Consider the following 15,956-nt stretch of genomic DNA (forward strand, 5'->3'; position numbering starts at 1 on the left):
GGGTGCTGGTTCAAGAAGCAGGCCTGGCGGCCGGCGCGCGGTGCCGAGGCAGCGTCCTGCTGCCCCGGCGCCCGCTGCGCCGGCCAGGCCCGGTGGCGGCCTGCGGCGCTACTTGGCGATGGCCTTTTCGATGTCCGCGGTCATCTGCTTCCAGCGCTTGGCCGGTTCGGCCTTGCCGGAGATGATCTCGGCTTCGGCCACACCCCAGTACTCCCAGACGGCAGCCATCTCCGGGATGCTGGGCATCGGCACGCCGTTCTCGCCCACCGCGCCGAAGGACGCGATGGTCTCATCGGACTTGGCCGCCTCGAACGCCTCCTTGTTCGCCGGCGGACGCTTGCCAACCTCGTAGAGCTTGGTCTGGATTTCTTCGGTGCCGATGTAGTTGGCCAGGAACTCGGTGGCGGCCAGCAGGTTCTCGGTCTTCGAGGAGACAAAGAAGCCCTGGACGGCCACGAACGGCTGGGCCTCTTCACCGCCGGCGCTCGGGATCGGGTCGATCGCCAGATCGATCTTGGCCTCCTGGACGGCGTCCACGTTCCACGGGCCGGTCAACAGGAACGGGGAGTCGCCGGAGATGAACTTCTCCTTGGCGATGTCGGCGTCCACGGAGGTCTTCAGCGTGCCGGCCTCGCCCTGCTCAGCCAGCCACTGGGCGAACTCCAGCCCGCCCGCGTTGCCGATCTGCAGGTCATTGGCGTCATAGGCCCCGGTGTCGTCGGTGCCGAACACCGGCGCGTCAAAGGAGGTCTGGAACGGGTAGGCGTGGAACGGGTCGCCCACCTCGGTGACCTGGACCAGGAACGGGAAGTCGGTGCCGGCCTTCTTGCCTTCGGCGATCATCTCATCGAAGGTCGCCGGGGCCTTGTCGACCAGGTCCTTGTTGCGCAGCAGCGCGAGGTTCTCCGTGGCATACGGAACGCCATAGGTGTTGCCCTCGTAGCGCATCGCGTCGATGGCCACATCCTGGAACTCGGAGCTCTTCTCGCCCAGCTCGACCGGCTGGACCACACCGTTGGTGACCAGGTTGCCCAGCCAGTCGTGGGCGCCGATGGTGATGTCCGGCCCCTTGCCGGTGGGAACCTGCTTGAGGAAGTCCTCCTGGATCTTGGAGAAGTCCTTGATCACCAGGTCGACCTTCACCCCGGACTTCGCCTGGAAGTCGGCGGCCGCCTCCTTCAGGACCGGCTCGCGGTTCGCGTCGACCCACACGCTCAGCGAGCCAGCCTCGGCCGGGGCCGAGGAGGACTGCGCGGCGGTTTCGGAAGGCTGCGTGGACGAGGGGTTCGAACCACTGCAGGCCGTCAGGGACAGCGCGGCAATCGCGGTCATCGCCCCGCCCAGCAGCAGGGAGCGCTTGTTCACCATCATGGGGTGTCCTTTCGTGACAACTTTGTCCAAAGAACCGGTTTGACTGCGATGCTGCGCGGTGTGGCCGGTCGGTTCGTTCGAGGTGCGTGTGCCACCACGATTGTAAGCGTTTCCAGAGTGGCATAGATCATGAACGATGACAAGAACCTCAGGAAAATCGCTTCAATCCGTCGTACTGGCGATAAGGGAACCGCATTCCAAGGTGGCTGGCGGCGTCCAAACTGAAAGCGTTTACAACCGATGGGAATTCGTTTAGGGTTACCGTCATGACTCAAATCCGTTCCCTCGCTGATTCCCGGAGGACCGAGGCCGGCGCCCAATGGTGGCGCTCCTCGGTGATCTACCAGATTTATCCTCGTTCCTTCTCCGATGCGAACGGCGACGGCATGGGGGATTTGCCCGGCATCACTGCGCGGCTGCAGTCCCTGGCAGACCTCGGGGTCGACGCCATCTGGCTCTCCCCCTTCTTCACCTCCCCGCAAAAGGACGCCGGCTACGATGTGAGCGACTACTGCGACGTGGATCCGCGCTTCGGTACGCTCGCCGACTACGACGCCATGGTCGCCCGCGCCCACGAGCTGGACCTGCGCGTCATCGTTGACCTGGTGCCGAACCACTGCTCGGATCAGCATCCGTGGTTCCAGCAGGCCCTGGCCGCCGCGCCAGGCTCCCCGGAGCGGGACCGGTTCATCTTCCGCGACGCGGCTCCCGGCGGTCTTCCCAACAACTGGGAATCGGTCTTCGGCGGTCCCATGTGGACGCAGACCACCAACCCGGACGGCACACCGGGACAGTACTACCTGCACGTCTTCGATTCCTCGCAACCGGATTTCAATTGGCACAACCCCGAGGTTCGGGAAATGTTCCGCAATGTGCTGCGCTTCTGGCTGGATCGGGGAACCGACGGTTTCCGGGTGGATGTCGCCCATGGCCTGATCAAGGCCGACGGGCTGCCGGATTACGTTGTGGACCCCGCCGCCGCGTCCATGGGCGGCACCGAGGAGCTCGCCCCCTGGTGGGGTCAGGAGGCCGTGCACGAGATCTACCGCGACTGGCGCACCGTGTTGGACGAGTACGGCGGCGAGCGCGTGCTGTGCGCCGAGGCCTGGGTCAGCCCGCTGTCCCTGATGGCCAAATGGGTGCGTCCGGATGAGATGCACCAGGCGTTCAATTTCCCGTACCTGTCCTGCCATTTCAACGCCGGGCAGATCCGCGCCACGATCGACGAGTCGCTGCGGGAGTTCGGGGCGGTCGGCGCGCCAAGCACCTGGGTGCTGTCGAACCACGATGTGGTGCGCCACGCCACCCGGCTGGCGCTGACCGAGGAGAACCCGCAGGGTGAGGGCATCGGCCCGCTGACCCCGAACCTGCCGGATCCGGCCGTGGGCCTGCGGCGGGCGCGTGCGGCCAGTGCCCTGATGCTTGCGCTGCCCGGCGGCGCCTACCTGTACCAGGGCGAGGAGCTGGGGCTGCCCGAGGCGGTGGACCTGCCCGATGAGGCGCGGCAGGACCCCACCTGGTTCCGCACCAACGGCGAACGCTACGGCCGCGACGGCTGCCGGGTCCCGCTGCCGTGGGAAGCCGGCTCCCCCGCCGCCGGGTTCTCCCCCAGCGGCAGCAGCTGGCTGCCGCAGCCCGAGGGCTGGCAGGACTACGCGCGCGACGTGCAGCGTGCGGATCCGGACTCGACCCTGAACCTGTATTACACACTGCTGCGCGTACGCCGGGAGCATGAACTGGGCACCGGCTCGCTCAGCTGGCTGGAAACCGGCAACCCGGATCTGCTGGCCTTTGCCAACCGTGATGTGCTGGTGGTGTCCAACTTCGCGGGCACCGATCTGGAACTGCCCCCACAGACCACCGGGCTGGCCGTTGCCGCCACCAGCGCGCAGCAGCCCGCGGGACGGCGCATCGCCGCGGAATCGACCATATGGTTCCGCGCCTGATCAGGCTCCCGGGTAATCTGGTGCCGTGGCCGCCGCGGGCCCCAGCCGTCCCGTCGCGCCCTGCCGCCCCATTGCCCTCACTTGCCCCCACAACTGCGTCGGAAGGAACCACGTGGCCAGCATCAAAGACGTAGCTCGGGCCGCGGGCGTCTCGGTGGCGACCGTCTCGCGCGCGCTCTCCGGTCGGGGCAATGTCTCGGCCGCGGCACAGGCCGCGGTGCAGCGCGCCGCGAGCGAGCTGGGCTACGTCGTCTCCTCCAGTGCCTCGGGACTGGCTTCGGGGCGCACCCGGAATATCGGCGTCCTGGTTCCGGTGATCAACCACTGGTTCTACGCCAGCGTGCTGGAGGGGATCTGCACGGCCCTGATGCGCGAGGGCTATGACACCACGCTCTACCAACTCACCAAGGATCCGGGCCAGCGCCACCAGATCTTTTCCGATTTCCTGCAGCGCCAACGGGTGGATGCGGTGATCGCCGTGAACGTGGAGCTCAGCGAGCAGGAGCTGGTGGCGTTGCACGCACTGAACAAGCCCCTGGTCGGGGTGGGCGGACCCCTGCCCGGCGTACCCACCCTGCACGTGGATGATGAGGCGGTCTCCGCCCTGGGCACCAACCACCTGCTGTCCCTGGGCCATGTCCGGGTCGGCTACATCGGTGGATCCTCGGAAACCGACCTCGACTTCCGCGTACCCTCCCATCGGCGCATCGGCTACGAGCGTGCCCTTGCCGAGGCGGGGATCGACGTCGATGAGCAGCTGTGCGTCAGCGCGGACTTCACGATGGGCCAGGGCTACACGGTGGGCAAGCAGCTGCTGGGCAACCCGGCGACCCGGCCCACCGCCATCTTCGCCGCCAGCGATGAAATGGCCATCGGGGCGATCCTCGCAGCCCGCGACCTGGGCCTGCAGCTGCCGCAGGACCTGTCGGTGGTCGGCGTGGATGACCATGAACTGGCCGAACTCTTCGGGCTGACGACCATCCGCCAGCAGCCGCACCAGCAGGGCGAATTTGCCGTGGCCATGCTGCTGAAGGCCATCCGCGGCGAGGCGCCGGCACGGGCCCACCACCTTGAGCACCAGCTCATCGTGCGCAGCTCAACCAGCCGCCCGGCCACCGACGCCTGAGCTAACGTTCCCCGCGCTGCAGGGTACCGATCTGCTGATCATTCGCATCGAAGACCAGCAGGGAGCCGTCCTGGATGGTTGCGTGGTCGGCGGTGCTCAGCCAGGTGTCCACGCCATGGCAGTACATCATCGTGCTGGCCATCGCGCTGAAGCTGATCTTCTCGGCCTCCTGGCTCCAGGTGGACATCAGGTTGTTGCAGCCATCGCTTCCCGCTGCCTTGCCCTCCTTGAACAGTTTCAGCCAGGGCTGGCCCTGCTCCTGTTGTCCCCACAATCCCGTGGGATCCTGCGACTTCCCGCCGGATATGGCGCAGGAACTGGCCAGCATCATGAATATGGCCCACGAACGAAAAAATGGAATGCGTCTCATACCCCACACCAGCTCGACGATTTTCATGGCGAGATCGTCGTTAAGGGTGGCCAAGACGAAAAGCTGATCTTAGAGTGCGAAAATAATGGCATCTAAGCTCCACATTCACCGGTTCGAGGATCACTTTTTGGTGATCAAGTCTACCGGGCCTTTCCCACCCCGCGGAGAGAAATCACGGGCCACCCGGCGTCTTTCACGCGGGACTGGCTACTAGGCGCCCCGGTCAATGCCGCCTAGAAGTGTAGCTTGGTGCCCACTGTCAGCACCACGCTGAAGTTTTAAGAGCCGACAAAGGGCGGGACAAGATTCTTCTTGTCCCGCCCTTTGTTAATTATGAAAAGTAGCTAGCGCACCTGGATCTCAGTTGCTTGAGGACCCTTAGGCCCAGCTTCAAGCTTGTACTCCACAGTCTGGCCCTCTTCAAGGTTTTTGAATCCAAAGCTTTGGATCGCGCTGTAGTGAGCAAAGACGTCAGCGGATCCGTCGGACGGAGCAATGAATCCGAAGCCCTTTTCGGAGTTAAACCATTTTACGATGCCGGTGGTCATGTAAATTCCTATCGAGCCGTAGATAACGGCAGTACGCGTGTACGCCACATCGGCTACACAGCAAGAGTTCTGATGAATCCCGTGATAATGCAAAGCTTGAGCAGGCCCAGAGGCCGGGTGAACATCGAATACTGAGTTCACGAGCTCAAAAATTTTATCCGAGAGATAGATTGTCGACCGAGCTAGAGTTCTGAGACCGAAAGCCCTCTACCGACTGCCCTATTTAAGATATAGGGACAATTATTTCAGGTAACGCTATTCCCTTTTTGCCGGGAATACCAGCGCAAAGACGTTTATGAAAAATTCAAGAAAGATCTGAAACGAGATGGATGATATTTCATCTCGAGGAGACTAATTACTACTACGGTATCACACGAAGCGGACTCCGCGTCGTTCTTTTTCCGCTTTACAGTCGAACCTGTCGGTTATTCGCTGAGCGCAATCGCAGCCGCCACGCGCGTTAACGCTTCCTCGCTACTGAGTTGCAAGAGGCTTGCGATCATACTGACCATTGTTTCCCCTAGTCGAGCCAGTATCGCCACAGCTTGCGCATTACCGCCCTCGAGCTCAGATGCGATGAGGAGAAAAGCTTCTCTGTCCTGGCGAACTAGAGAGGTGAGTAAAGCGATTCCTAGTGCTGCTTCCGGGCTGTTACTCATGAAGTGTTCCCGTCGTTGACGATGAATTTGGATGATACTTCGGTACTCGCGGCGTAAAGTTAGCAGCGTTTTGAGCATATCAGTTTGCTTGCCCGATACTATCGAGCGGAAGTAATTGGAGGCAGATGTAGACCTCAATCAGTGGTTCCATCACCTGCACGTCATTGTCCGTTGTTTGGGTACTTCGAAGCCCCACGCCGACTCTCTCGATTGTGGTCACAGGGGATGCCAGCACATTACTCTGGCAACTCACATCCAGCGTAGATAGACTGAAGCTATAGGAGTTGAGACTTTCAGTTCTTTCGACTGAAAAGTCGCCGCTACCACCCAAGGACTCTGCACTTGAGTAGCATCACTTCCACCCTGCCCACCCCTCCACCGGCCACTTCAGTGCGGCCCGGGGATCCCAAAAGCTTCTTCCACGTCAAGGCCCTGGTCAGCGACGCGGGACTCAATGGACGGCGCCGCGGCCACTACCTAGGCATGGGCCTGGTCCTGCTGGGTCTGCTCGGTGGGACCATCACCGGGTTCATCCTGCTTGGTGACAGCTGGTTGCAGCTGCTGATGGCCGGGGCGCTGGGAATCCTGCTTACCCAGTTCGCGTTCCTGGCCCACGAGGCCGCACACCGCCAGATCCTCTCCTCCGCCAAGACCAATGACAAACTCGGACGCCTGCTGGCCAACGGCGTGGTCGGCATCAGCTACCAGTGGTGGATGAACAAGCACAACAAGCATCACGCCACGCCAAATACGGTGGGCAAGGACCCGGACATTGAATGGGACACCATCTCCTTCCAGCCGGCCGACGCACAGCGGCAAAAGGGTCTGCTGAAGTGGATCACCGAACGCCAGGGGTATTTGTTCTTTCCGCTGCTGACCCTGGAAGGGCTGAACCTGCATTTTCAGTCCATCAAGTACCTGTTCGTGGCCAAGCGAGTGAAAAACCGCAGCCGCGAAATCACCGTGATTGTCTTGCGCGTGGCCATCTATCTGGCCTTGATCTTCGCCTTCCTTCCGATCGGCATGGCGTTCGCCTTCATCGGCGTGCAACTCGCGGTTTTCGGCATCTACATGGGCGGCTCCTTTGCCCCCAACCACAAGGGCATGCCCATGGTCCCGAACAACATGCGCATTGACTTCTTCTCCCGGCAGGTACTCACCAGCCGCAACGTCATGGCCAAGAGCCGGTGGGGCAACGAACTGCTCTCCATCATTTACGGCGGGCTGAACTACCAGGTCGAACACCATCTGTTCCCCTCGATGCCGCGAGCCAACCTGGCCGAGGTCTCCCGGATTGTGCGCGCCTACTGTGCCGAACACCAGATCACCTACACGGTGGCCTCGGTGCGCCAGTCTTACGCGCAGGTGATCCGATACCTGAACAAGGTTGGACTCTCGGCCCGCGATCCCTTCGACTGCCCCATGGTGTCCGCCTACCGGCAGTTCTAGTCCGAACCCCCGGGCGGGAAAGCTTCGGGCGGCTTGTTGCCGGCAATGTGCGCAGTTGCGTTCGAGAGCAGCGGTATGTCTGAAACACCCGGCGCATATTGCTGGGCGCGCTCGGCCTCTTTGACCGACCGTCGAGCCCATAGTGACTAGTCAGGATATTTTCTGTGAGGTCTGTTGCAATCGACTGATCTGGGCAAGACTGGAACCATGACACAACGGGCGAACCAAAGATTCGAGAATCGGGAACAGGCCGGCACTTCTCTGGGGCTGGCGTTGGCAACTCGGCTGGAGGCCGGCGAGTACGTCGTGCTGGGGCTGCTGCGCGGGGGCGTGCCCATCGCCGCGGAAGTGGCCAGGGCGCTGGGCGCGGAACTAGGCGCGCTGGCCGTACGCAAGCTCGGGGTGCCCAGCAACCCGGAGCTGGCCTACGGTGCCATGGCCTCCTACCGCGGTTTCTCCGGACGCTACCTCAATGAGGGAATCCACCGTCGTGCCAAGGAAGGCTTCGGCAGCGCCCAGCTGGACCGGGTGGAGGCCGAAACCGAACAGGCGCTGGCCGAGCTGGCCGAGGTGTTCCAGGAGTATTCACCGGACCTGGCCGGGCGGATCGTGGTGATCTGCGATGACGGGCTGGCCACCGGAGCCACCGTCAAGGCGGCGGTCGAACTGGTCCAGCAGCTGGAACCCGAGCGGATCATCATTGCCGCACCGGTGGCACCCCCGGAGGTGCTCAACGAGTTGTCGCAGGTCGCCGACGAAGCCGTCGCCTTGCTGAAGCCAGGGGGTTTCACCGCCGTGGGAGCCTACTATGAGCAGTTCCAGCCGGTGGAGCGGGACCAGGTGCTCGCGCTGCTGCACAGCAAGGCGTGAGCCACCGGTCATCGGTCCTGGATGGTTCGAAGACGCTATGCCAGCAGGCGGGTCCTAGTGCCCCACCACGGTGGCGATCCCGTGCCCCTTGCGCTGGTCAATGATGGCGACCACCAGGGTCAGCACGACCATTACCGTGATGGCGATGAAGCCCACGGTCATGGCGGTGTTCCATTCGCCGGTCAGGTGCTGGGTGCCGTAGAAGATTGCGGTGATCACCGCGATCCCCACCGCGGTACCGATGCGCTGGGACGTCTGCATCAGACCGCCCGCACTGCCCGAGTTCTCCACCGGAACATCCATGAGGGTCAGCGCCTGGTTCGGGGAAATGATCGAACCCTGTGCCACGCCGATAAAGCTCAGCGTCAGCAGCAGCCACCAGATGCTCACCTGGTCCTGGGCGTTGAGCTCCACAATCGCAATGGTGGACACCAAGCCGACCAGTGCACTGAGGATGCCCCAGATCACCAGTCGCCGCCCGAACTGGACCACGTACTTGCCTGCAATATGGGAGCTGGCTGCGGAGGCCAAAGCGGCCGGAAGACCGACCATGCCCGCCTGCAGCGCGGTCAGTCCCTGGCCCTGCTGGACGTACACCGCCACCAAAACCCAGACGCTGGTCACGCCCATGAAGTAGAGCCCGGCAATGATGTTGCCCAGGGTGAAGGAGCGGATCTTGAACAGCTGCAGGTCCACCATGGGTTCGCGGCCACGCCGCTTGTAGTTCTTCTCCCAGAGAATCCAACCGCCCAGCAGTGCAAAGGCGGCGGGCAGCAGCCACCAGGTCCACGGGGTCTCCCGGCCCTGGACGAAGGGAAGCATCAGGGCCAGGATCGACAGGCCAAGCATGATGCTGCCCACCGGGTCGAGGTCCACCCCATGCCTGTGCTTCACCACGGCCGCAGCTGCGGCGTCCGAGGGGTCACTGGCAGGAACCTGAAGCTTGCGAAATAGCGGCCGCGGCAGCCAGCGCAGCGCCAAGACTATGGCCAGCAGGCCAATCGGCACGTTGACCAGGAAGGTGGAGCGCCACCCCAGGTCCTCCCCCAGTCCCTGCACCAGGAAGCCGCCAAGTACCGGGCCAATGGCAACCGAAAAACCGACCACGGTGCCCAGAGCGCCGTAGGCACGGCCTCGTTCTGGCCCGTGGAAGTATTGCTGAATCATGCCCAGCACCTGCGGGTTCAGCAGGCCCGAGCCCAGGCCCTGGATGAAGCGGGCAATGTTCAGGCTGGTGGCATCGGGGGCAAATCCGGCCAGGATCGAGGAGAGCGTGAAGATGACCAGGCCGCTGAGGAAGATGGCGCCTCGCCCAAAGACGTCCCCGGCGCGTCCAGCGGCCACCAGCACCACGCCGAAGGTCAGGGCGTAGCCGGAGAGCACCCACTGGATATCCGATTCGCTGGCGCCCAGGGTGTTCTGGATGGCTGGCAGGACGACATTGACAATGCTCACTCCGACCAGGGACATGAACATGGTGGCCAAGAGGACCATCAGCACCCGCCAGCGGGTTGCCTCATCCATGGGTGCCTCACCGGCAGCACGATTCTCAGCCATTCCATCCCTTCACGACCACCTGCCGGCTCAACGCCGGGATTACTTCCATAGGAAGGCTATCTGAAATGCTCCGTGCCGCCATGAACGGGGTCGAACTAGCCGACACATTGAGCCCAGACGATGCCACGTTCCTCAATGTGAAAAACGGGCGTCGGGACGAAAATGAACCTGGTGGTCGCGTTGGGGCCTAGCCTCGTACTGCTCAACTCCGTTGCGTCGGCAAATTATTCCCTGACCTGCTAACCAGTCATGAACCGCCGCAGGAAATGAGACCGACAGGGCGGGTAACTGGTCCCCGCCCTGCCGGACTGTCTAAACGGTCGCGCTCCCCTCGGCCGGCCACTGTGGTGCGGTCGGCTTCAGCTTGGCGCCGAGGCAGCAGTTCAGCGAGCACGCTCCACTGCCCGCAGCGAGCGGACCGCCGGGCGTCACGGCTGGCAGCTCCGGCGATTCCCCGCGAACCTGCGCCGCCCGCTCCAGGGCGAGGTCCACCAGCCCGCTCACGAAGGATGCGGAAGTACCCACGGTGTCCGCCCGCACGAACTGCAGCTGCAGTTCCTCGGCCGTGGCGGCGGCTTCCGTATCCAAATCGTATTTAACTTCCATGTGATCCGAGACGAATCCCAGCGGAACCACGACGACGCCATCGATGCCCTCCACAGCCAATTCGCGCATGCGGTCATTGACGTCCGGTTCGAGCCACGGTGTATGCGGGGATCCCGAGCGTGAGCAGTAAACCAATTCCGAAGGCAGCCTCTGCTCTTCGGGCAGCTGGCCCTCAATCCACTGGATGAGCTGTTCGTGCTCGGCCTGGTAGCCGGCGGTGTACCGCTGCGAGGCGTCTTGCATGGTCGCGGGAATGGAGTGGGTGACATACAGGACCCGGTGCGTGTCGGGGTCCAGCTCCCCCACGTTCTGTTGGAATTCGCTCAAGGCACGGCGGACGCACTGCAGTTCTGCCTCAGCGAAACCGGGGTGGTTGTAGTACTGGCGGACCTTGTCGAAGGACACCTCAATGCCATCCTCGGCCAATGCCTGAACCGTCCCGCCGAAGTCTTCACGGTACTGACGGCAGGAGGAGTAGCTTGAATAGGCAGAAGTGGTGATGGCCAGGAATCGGGTGGCTCCGGTTTGCTGGGCGTGCTTTCGCACTTCATCGGTGAGGTAGGGATCCCAGTTCCGGTTCCCCCACAGCAGAGGGATCCGGATATCGCGCCGCTGCAGCTCCTGGTTGAGGGCATCGAGCAAATTCCGGTTTTGCTCGTTGATGGGTGAGCGGCCGCCGAAGTTGTAGTAGTGCTCGCCCACTTCCACGAGCCGCTCATCGGGGATGCCGCGGCCCCGGGTGACATTTTGCAGGAAGGGCAAGACATCCTCCGGCTTTTCCGGTCCGCCGAAGGACACCAGAATCAATGCGTCAAAGGGTTCAAGGCTGGCATTGCTCATGTTGGTTTGTTGGCCTGGCCCGTGCACAGCGGGCAGTCGGCCAGTCCTTTCTTCAGAAATGGAAAGCGATAACGACCATCGGGTGTCGCCAATGGTCCACTCTTCGGGTGCGCGATAGATCCAGCAGAAAGTTGAGGTGCCCCTGCCATAGGGTCTGGCGAAGGAGAACCTCGATATTCACTAGCTTAGCTAGCTATATTCTTGGCGAGAAGGAACGGAAGCGCAAATCCGGGAAACGAAAAACATCACCAGGCCGCCGACTCGAAGCAGGTTGGCCCGTACCCTCACCGTTGCCTGGGGCCAATGATGGCCCCTAGAGCAGAGCCAGCAGATCCCTTGAACGGCGATGCCACATGCTCCCCGCCAGGCCCAGGTGCCCCACGATGAAGAACAGGCCGCCGGCGATGAAGCCGTAAATCATGACCGGCCAGGCCAGCGAGGCGTAGATAATCACCCCGAGCCCCACGGCGATCAGCGCGATATCGGCCCACCACCAGCGCAGGAAATGACCGAAGACCGGCAGGAGCAGGATCGCCGGGAACACCAGCAGCCACAGCTGGTGATACAGCGTGAAGACCGCCTGGCCATGCAGCAGCAGGGTCGCCAAGAGCAGCACCGCGCCAATGGTTCGCCAGATCCACCCCGCCCGGCCCATCGCCGAGCGTAGCAGCACCCACGGGACAATCGCCTGGGAGTAGAGCAGGACCGTCACCGGCCAATAGAACATGCCAATACCCAGCCCGGCCAGGATGGAGACCACGCTCATCACCACGGCCCCGAGCAGCTGCAGCCAGATCGCAGCCTTGTCACGCAGGATCAGCGGGGTGAGGCTGAACAAGGCGGGGACCAGGGCAACGAGCGCGGCCGGCAACAGTTCGGCGTTGAACCAGATTCCGGCCTGCCGTGCCTCAATGTACCCAAAGCTGACTTCCCCCTCGAAGCCCAGGCCGAGGGCACCGGCCACGTCCACGCTCATCGGCGCCTGCGGGGCGAAGAGCAGCACCGCGGCGGTCAGAAGCGAGAACGCGAACGTGGGCCAGGCCAGGATCCGGGTGAGGAACTCAAACCCGCTGGAGACCTTCAGCTCCTGCGGTTCGACCCGCTCGAAGCCCGCGGCGATCCGCTGCACCGGGCCGAGGCTGTCCAGGATGTCCTGCTTGTGCCGTCCCCGGCGCGGCAGCCTGACCAACTGGGCCCGTGTGTGGGCCAGCACGTCCTCGCGTTCGGCGGCGCTTAGTCCGGAAAGGGCCTGTCGCAATTCGTCGAGGTACTGCCGGGCGGCTTTGGGCAAGCGGGCGGCCATCAATGCTCCTGCGGTGGTGGAAGGCGGGTTTTTCTTATCGTGTCATATCGCCGGCGCAATCCAGCGGTTTGCCGTCTGGGTTCCCGAACACAAAGGCACCGGGCCGGGTGGGTTCGGGGACCTGCTCCCCGTCCCACCCGGCCCGGTGCCGGTGGCGGCGCCAGCACGCCGCCGGTTGTCCTTGCCTAGTGCACGCTCGGGATCTTGGCGGTGCCGTCCGCGTGGAAGCCCTCCACACCCAGCGAGCGGTGGCGGGTCTCACCCACCCACAGCACTGCCGCGGTGGAGATGACGGTCAGCACCATGATGTAGATGGCGATCGAGCCGGACCAGCCGGTGGTCTCCAGCAGCACCTGGGCCACGGTGGCGGCGAAGGCGCCGCCGAGGATCGCGCCGATGGCGTAGCCGATCGAGATGCCCGAGTAGCGGATGTGCGCCGGGAACATTTCGGCGTACATGGCCGACTGCGGTCCGTAGGACAGGCCCAGGCCGATGGTCAGCACGAAGATCGCCACGGTGTACAGCACGATCGAGCCGGTGTCGATCAGCATGAACATCGGGATCATCCACACGAAGACGATGCCGTAGCCGATGACGAAGGTGTTGCGGCGCCCGATCTTATCCGAGAGCCAGCCGCCGACCAGGGTGAAGATCAACCAGCCGAAGGAGCCGATGGTGGTGGCCAGCAACACCGGGGCCATCTCCAGGCCCAGCACCTTGGTGGTGTAGGCGATGAAGAACGCGATGACCAGGTAGCCGGCGGCGTTGTTCGAGATGAAGATCAACGCGGCCTGGATGACCTGCTTGGAGTTGGTCTTCATCAAGTCCTTCAGCGGGGTGTGTTCCTCGCTCTTGCGCTCGGCCATCTCCTTGAAGACCGGGGATTCCTCCAGTGCGCGGCGGATCAGGTGACCGACCAGGATCAGCACCACCGAGAGCAGGAACGGAATACGCCAGCCCCAGGCCATGAACTGTTCGGGAGTCATCGACACGCGCAGCACGTACAGGATGCCGGTGGCCAGGATCATGCCGATCGGAACACCGATCTGCGGGAAGGCGCCGAAGTAGCCGCGGCGGCCCTTCGGTGCGTGCTCCACACTCATCAACGCCGCGCCGCCCCATTCGCCGCCGGCGGAGAAGCCCTGCAGCACGCGCAGCAGCACCAGCAGGATCGGTGCGGCAACACCGATCTGCGCGTAGGTGGGCAGCAGGCCGATCAGGGAGGTGGCGATGCCCATCAGGATCAGGGTCATCACCAGGATCCGCTTGCGCCCGAACCGGTCACCGAGGTGTCCGGCGATCACGGCGCCCAGCGGACGGAAGAAGAAGGAAATGCCGATCATCGCGAAGGAGAGGATCTGCGCGATGCCCGGGTTCGACTCACCCAGCGGGGCGAGGAACAGCGGGGTGAGCAGGGTCGCGGTCAGCTGCGCGAAGATGAAGAAGTCGTACCACTCGATGGTGGTGCCCACCAGGGTGCCGGCCAGAACGCGCCGTTCTTCCTGTCTGCGGGTAACAAGCGAGGTAGTCATGAGTGCCCTTGAGTTTGCGAGATTCCGAATATCTGATTACCGACCGTTCAGACGGTAACTCAGATCACAATCATAGGCTACGGGTGAGGCTGCTCACAACAAGATTTTTCTACACTCCGAGAACGGACTCTTGACGAGTGGTTTTGCCGCACGGATCAGGGCTTGAACAGCAGTTCGTAATAATCGCGGAGCGCCGGGTAGTAATCGGGATCAAAGCGAATCGCCTGTGGATCCTGGCCTGCGGCCGCGGCCAGCAGACGGTCCAGATAGAACTCCCACCCTGGGCCAATGGAGCCGGCCTGGGTGGGCTCGAGGTTCGGCATCACGAATTCCAGCAGGCTTCCCTCCGGGTCGCTGAGCACCTGCAGCTGCAGCCTCCAAACCTCCCCGTTCTGGGGGGAGGATTCAACCACGAGACGATGGGAGGAGGCATCACAGTCAATGATGCGCATTTCCATCGCCGGCCTCCCCTCTTCGGCATTCAACGTCAGCTCTACGCTCCCGCTGGCCGGATCCCCGGACCACGATCCGATCCACCGGTCGGTTTGGGCTGGTTCGGTCAGTAATTTCCAGAGCTCCTGTTGGTCGATGGGGAAGACCCGCAGCAGGCGCAGTGCCCCATCCTCGGTTTTGCTTCCAGTCGGCGTCGCCATCATGATCCCACTCCCCTGTTCTTCCTGACCGATCGGTGTCGACCCGCCGGCGGTGATGCCCGCGATCGTGGCTTGTAGGCTAGCAAAACACGGTTCGTTTCCATAGGGGCGGGCAGAGGCCTCTATTGCCATTCCCGGCGACCGGCGCGGGAACGTGAACCCGGCTGAAAATATGTGAACGAAAGCAGTCAGCAGTTCAAAAATCGAACTGGCTGTTCGATTACAGAATGACTAGGATGCAGGTAGGGTCACGCCTTGGGCGCCAGACCCTGCACCCATTCTTTTGGGCGGGCCACCGCCCCTCGGCAGGACAAGGATCATGTCAGCTTCCCAGACTCTCTCCCGCGGTGTACGGATGCTCGAAATCGTGGCGGACTCCCCCACGAACCTGAGCATTGCCGAGATCGCCGAGAAGATGGAAGTCCACCGCTCCATCGCCTACCGGATTCTGCGCACCCTGGAGGATCACCGCCTGCTGGCCCGGGACGAGGCCGGGCGGATCCGACCCGCCTCGGGCCTGGCCACCCTGGCCCGCTCGGTGCAGCGGGATCTGCAGAACACGGCGCTGCCGGAACTGACAAAGCTGGCCAACACCCTGTCCATGACCGCGTTCGTCGCGGTGTGGGAGCATGACTTGTGCACCACCTTGGTGTCGGTGGAGCCGGCCCACTCCCATCGTGCCATTGTGCACCGTCCCGGAACCCGGCACGGCATGGACGTGGGCGCCCCGCCCATCGCGATTCAATCCAACTACACCCACAGCCAATGGGATGCCATGAACACCGGGGTGGACTACCGCGAGCAGGTGCGTGACGCGAAGATCAACGGGTATGCCAGCAGCGTGGATGAGGTCATCCGCGGCGTGACGTCCCTGGCCGTGCCCCTGCACACCTCCAACACGCTGCCAGCCGCGCTGGCCGTCGTCTTCGCAACCAGCACCGTGCAGGAACACGAGAAGATCGTCCGGGCGTTAAAGGAATCAGCGCTGGTCATCAGCGAGGATCTTTCCTAGGAAGACTGGAACACCGAAAGCAGATCCACCCACAAGACCCACTCATCAACGGACAATGAGGTCTCCAGGCAATATCGGTGAGTGACAACAAGGAGCATCGGCTGGCCGCCGGAT

General features: G+C 63.1%; 14 protein-coding genes. 5 read left to right on the top strand and 9 right to left on the bottom strand.

Annotated elements, in window-relative coordinates:
• Window positions 1-108: 108 nt before the first annotated feature.
• On the bottom strand, window positions 109-1,371 hold the full coding sequence (locus tag FDN03_RS14100; RefSeq protein ID WP_138178162.1) for a maltose ABC transporter substrate-binding protein: 1,263 nt from the start codon (window positions 1,369-1,371) through the stop codon (window positions 109-111).
• Between the two features lie 266 nt (window positions 1,372-1,637).
• Between FDN03_RS14100 and FDN03_RS14105 the strand changes: the two genes are divergently transcribed.
• Both FDN03_RS14105 and FDN03_RS14110 read left to right on the top strand, forming a co-directional pair.
• Window positions 1,638-3,317, top strand: coding sequence for a glycoside hydrolase family 13 protein (locus tag FDN03_RS14105; protein WP_138178164.1), 1,680 nt, complete (start codon window positions 1,638-1,640; stop codon window positions 3,315-3,317).
• Between the two features lie 112 nt (window positions 3,318-3,429).
• Window positions 3,430-4,443 (top strand): LacI family DNA-binding transcriptional regulator, encoded by a 1,014-nt coding sequence (locus tag FDN03_RS14110; RefSeq protein ID WP_138178165.1) that lies wholly within the window; start codon window positions 3,430-3,432, stop codon window positions 4,441-4,443.
• Window position 4,444: 1 nt separating this feature from the next.
• Here the strand turns inward: FDN03_RS14110 and FDN03_RS14115 are convergent, their stop codons facing one another.
• From FDN03_RS14115 to FDN03_RS14125, 3 genes are all read right to left on the bottom strand, one after another.
• The gene (locus FDN03_RS14115; protein WP_138178167.1) at window positions 4,445-4,840 is read right to left on the bottom strand and encodes an META domain-containing protein; all 396 of its coding nucleotides are present in this window, start codon (window positions 4,838-4,840) and stop codon (window positions 4,445-4,447) included.
• A gap of 317 nt (window positions 4,841-5,157) precedes the next feature.
• Window positions 5,158-5,361, bottom strand: coding sequence for a cold-shock protein (locus FDN03_RS14120; protein ID WP_138178168.1), 204 nt, complete (start codon window positions 5,359-5,361; stop codon window positions 5,158-5,160).
• A gap of 425 nt (window positions 5,362-5,786) precedes the next feature.
• Entirely contained in the window at window positions 5,787-6,020 is a 234-nt protein-coding gene (locus FDN03_RS14125) for a hypothetical protein (protein WP_138178170.1), read from the bottom strand.
• A 342-nt stretch (window positions 6,021-6,362) separates the two neighbouring features.
• Between FDN03_RS14125 and FDN03_RS14130 the strand changes: the two genes are divergently transcribed.
• The gene (locus tag FDN03_RS14130; RefSeq protein ID WP_246049793.1) at window positions 6,363-7,469 is read left to right on the top strand and encodes an acyl-CoA desaturase; all 1,107 of its coding nucleotides are present in this window, start codon (window positions 6,363-6,365) and stop codon (window positions 7,467-7,469) included.
• 207 nt (window positions 7,470-7,676) lie between these two features.
• Window positions 7,677-8,339: a phosphoribosyltransferase family protein gene (locus tag FDN03_RS14135; RefSeq protein ID WP_138178172.1), complete on the top strand. Its 663-nt coding sequence runs from the start codon at window positions 7,677-7,679 to the stop codon at window positions 8,337-8,339.
• A 54-nt stretch (window positions 8,340-8,393) separates the two neighbouring features.
• On the opposite strand, the gene FDN03_RS14140 is transcribed toward FDN03_RS14135, so the two are convergent.
• The 5 genes from FDN03_RS14140 to FDN03_RS14160 all read right to left on the bottom strand — a co-directional run bounded on the left by FDN03_RS14140 (window position 8,394) and on the right by FDN03_RS14160 (window position 14,833).
• Entirely contained in the window at window positions 8,394-9,896 is a 1,503-nt protein-coding gene (locus tag FDN03_RS14140) for an MFS transporter (RefSeq protein ID WP_212743916.1), read from the bottom strand.
• A gap of 312 nt (window positions 9,897-10,208) precedes the next feature.
• The gene (locus FDN03_RS14145) at window positions 10,209-11,342 is read right to left on the bottom strand and encodes a ferrochelatase (RefSeq protein WP_138178174.1); all 1,134 of its coding nucleotides are present in this window, start codon (window positions 11,340-11,342) and stop codon (window positions 10,209-10,211) included.
• Between the two features lie 313 nt (window positions 11,343-11,655).
• Window positions 11,656-12,645, bottom strand: a complete 990-nt coding sequence (locus FDN03_RS14150) for a hypothetical protein (protein WP_138178175.1) — start codon at window positions 12,643-12,645, stop codon at window positions 11,656-11,658.
• Between the two features lie 185 nt (window positions 12,646-12,830).
• Window positions 12,831-14,177 (bottom strand): MFS transporter, encoded by a 1,347-nt coding sequence (locus tag FDN03_RS14155; RefSeq protein WP_138178177.1) that lies wholly within the window; start codon window positions 14,175-14,177, stop codon window positions 12,831-12,833.
• Window positions 14,178-14,332: 155 nt separating this feature from the next.
• Window positions 14,333-14,833 carry an SRPBCC domain-containing protein gene (locus FDN03_RS14160; RefSeq protein ID WP_138178178.1) on the bottom strand — a complete coding sequence of 167 codons (501 nt, stop codon included), beginning with the start codon at window positions 14,831-14,833 and terminating at the stop codon, window positions 14,333-14,335.
• 316 nt (window positions 14,834-15,149) lie between these two features.
• Here FDN03_RS14160 and FDN03_RS14165 point away from each other — a divergent pair, with 316 nt between their 5' ends.
• A complete protein-coding gene (locus FDN03_RS14165; RefSeq protein ID WP_138178179.1) occupies window positions 15,150-15,842 on the top strand; it encodes a helix-turn-helix domain-containing protein in 693 nt (230 codons plus the stop codon).
• Window positions 15,843-15,956: the final 114 nt, after the last annotated feature.

The organism is Glutamicibacter sp. V16R2B1 (assembly GCF_005774635.1).
Lineage (GTDB): Bacteria > Actinomycetota > Actinomycetes > Actinomycetales > Micrococcaceae > Glutamicibacter > Glutamicibacter creatinolyticus.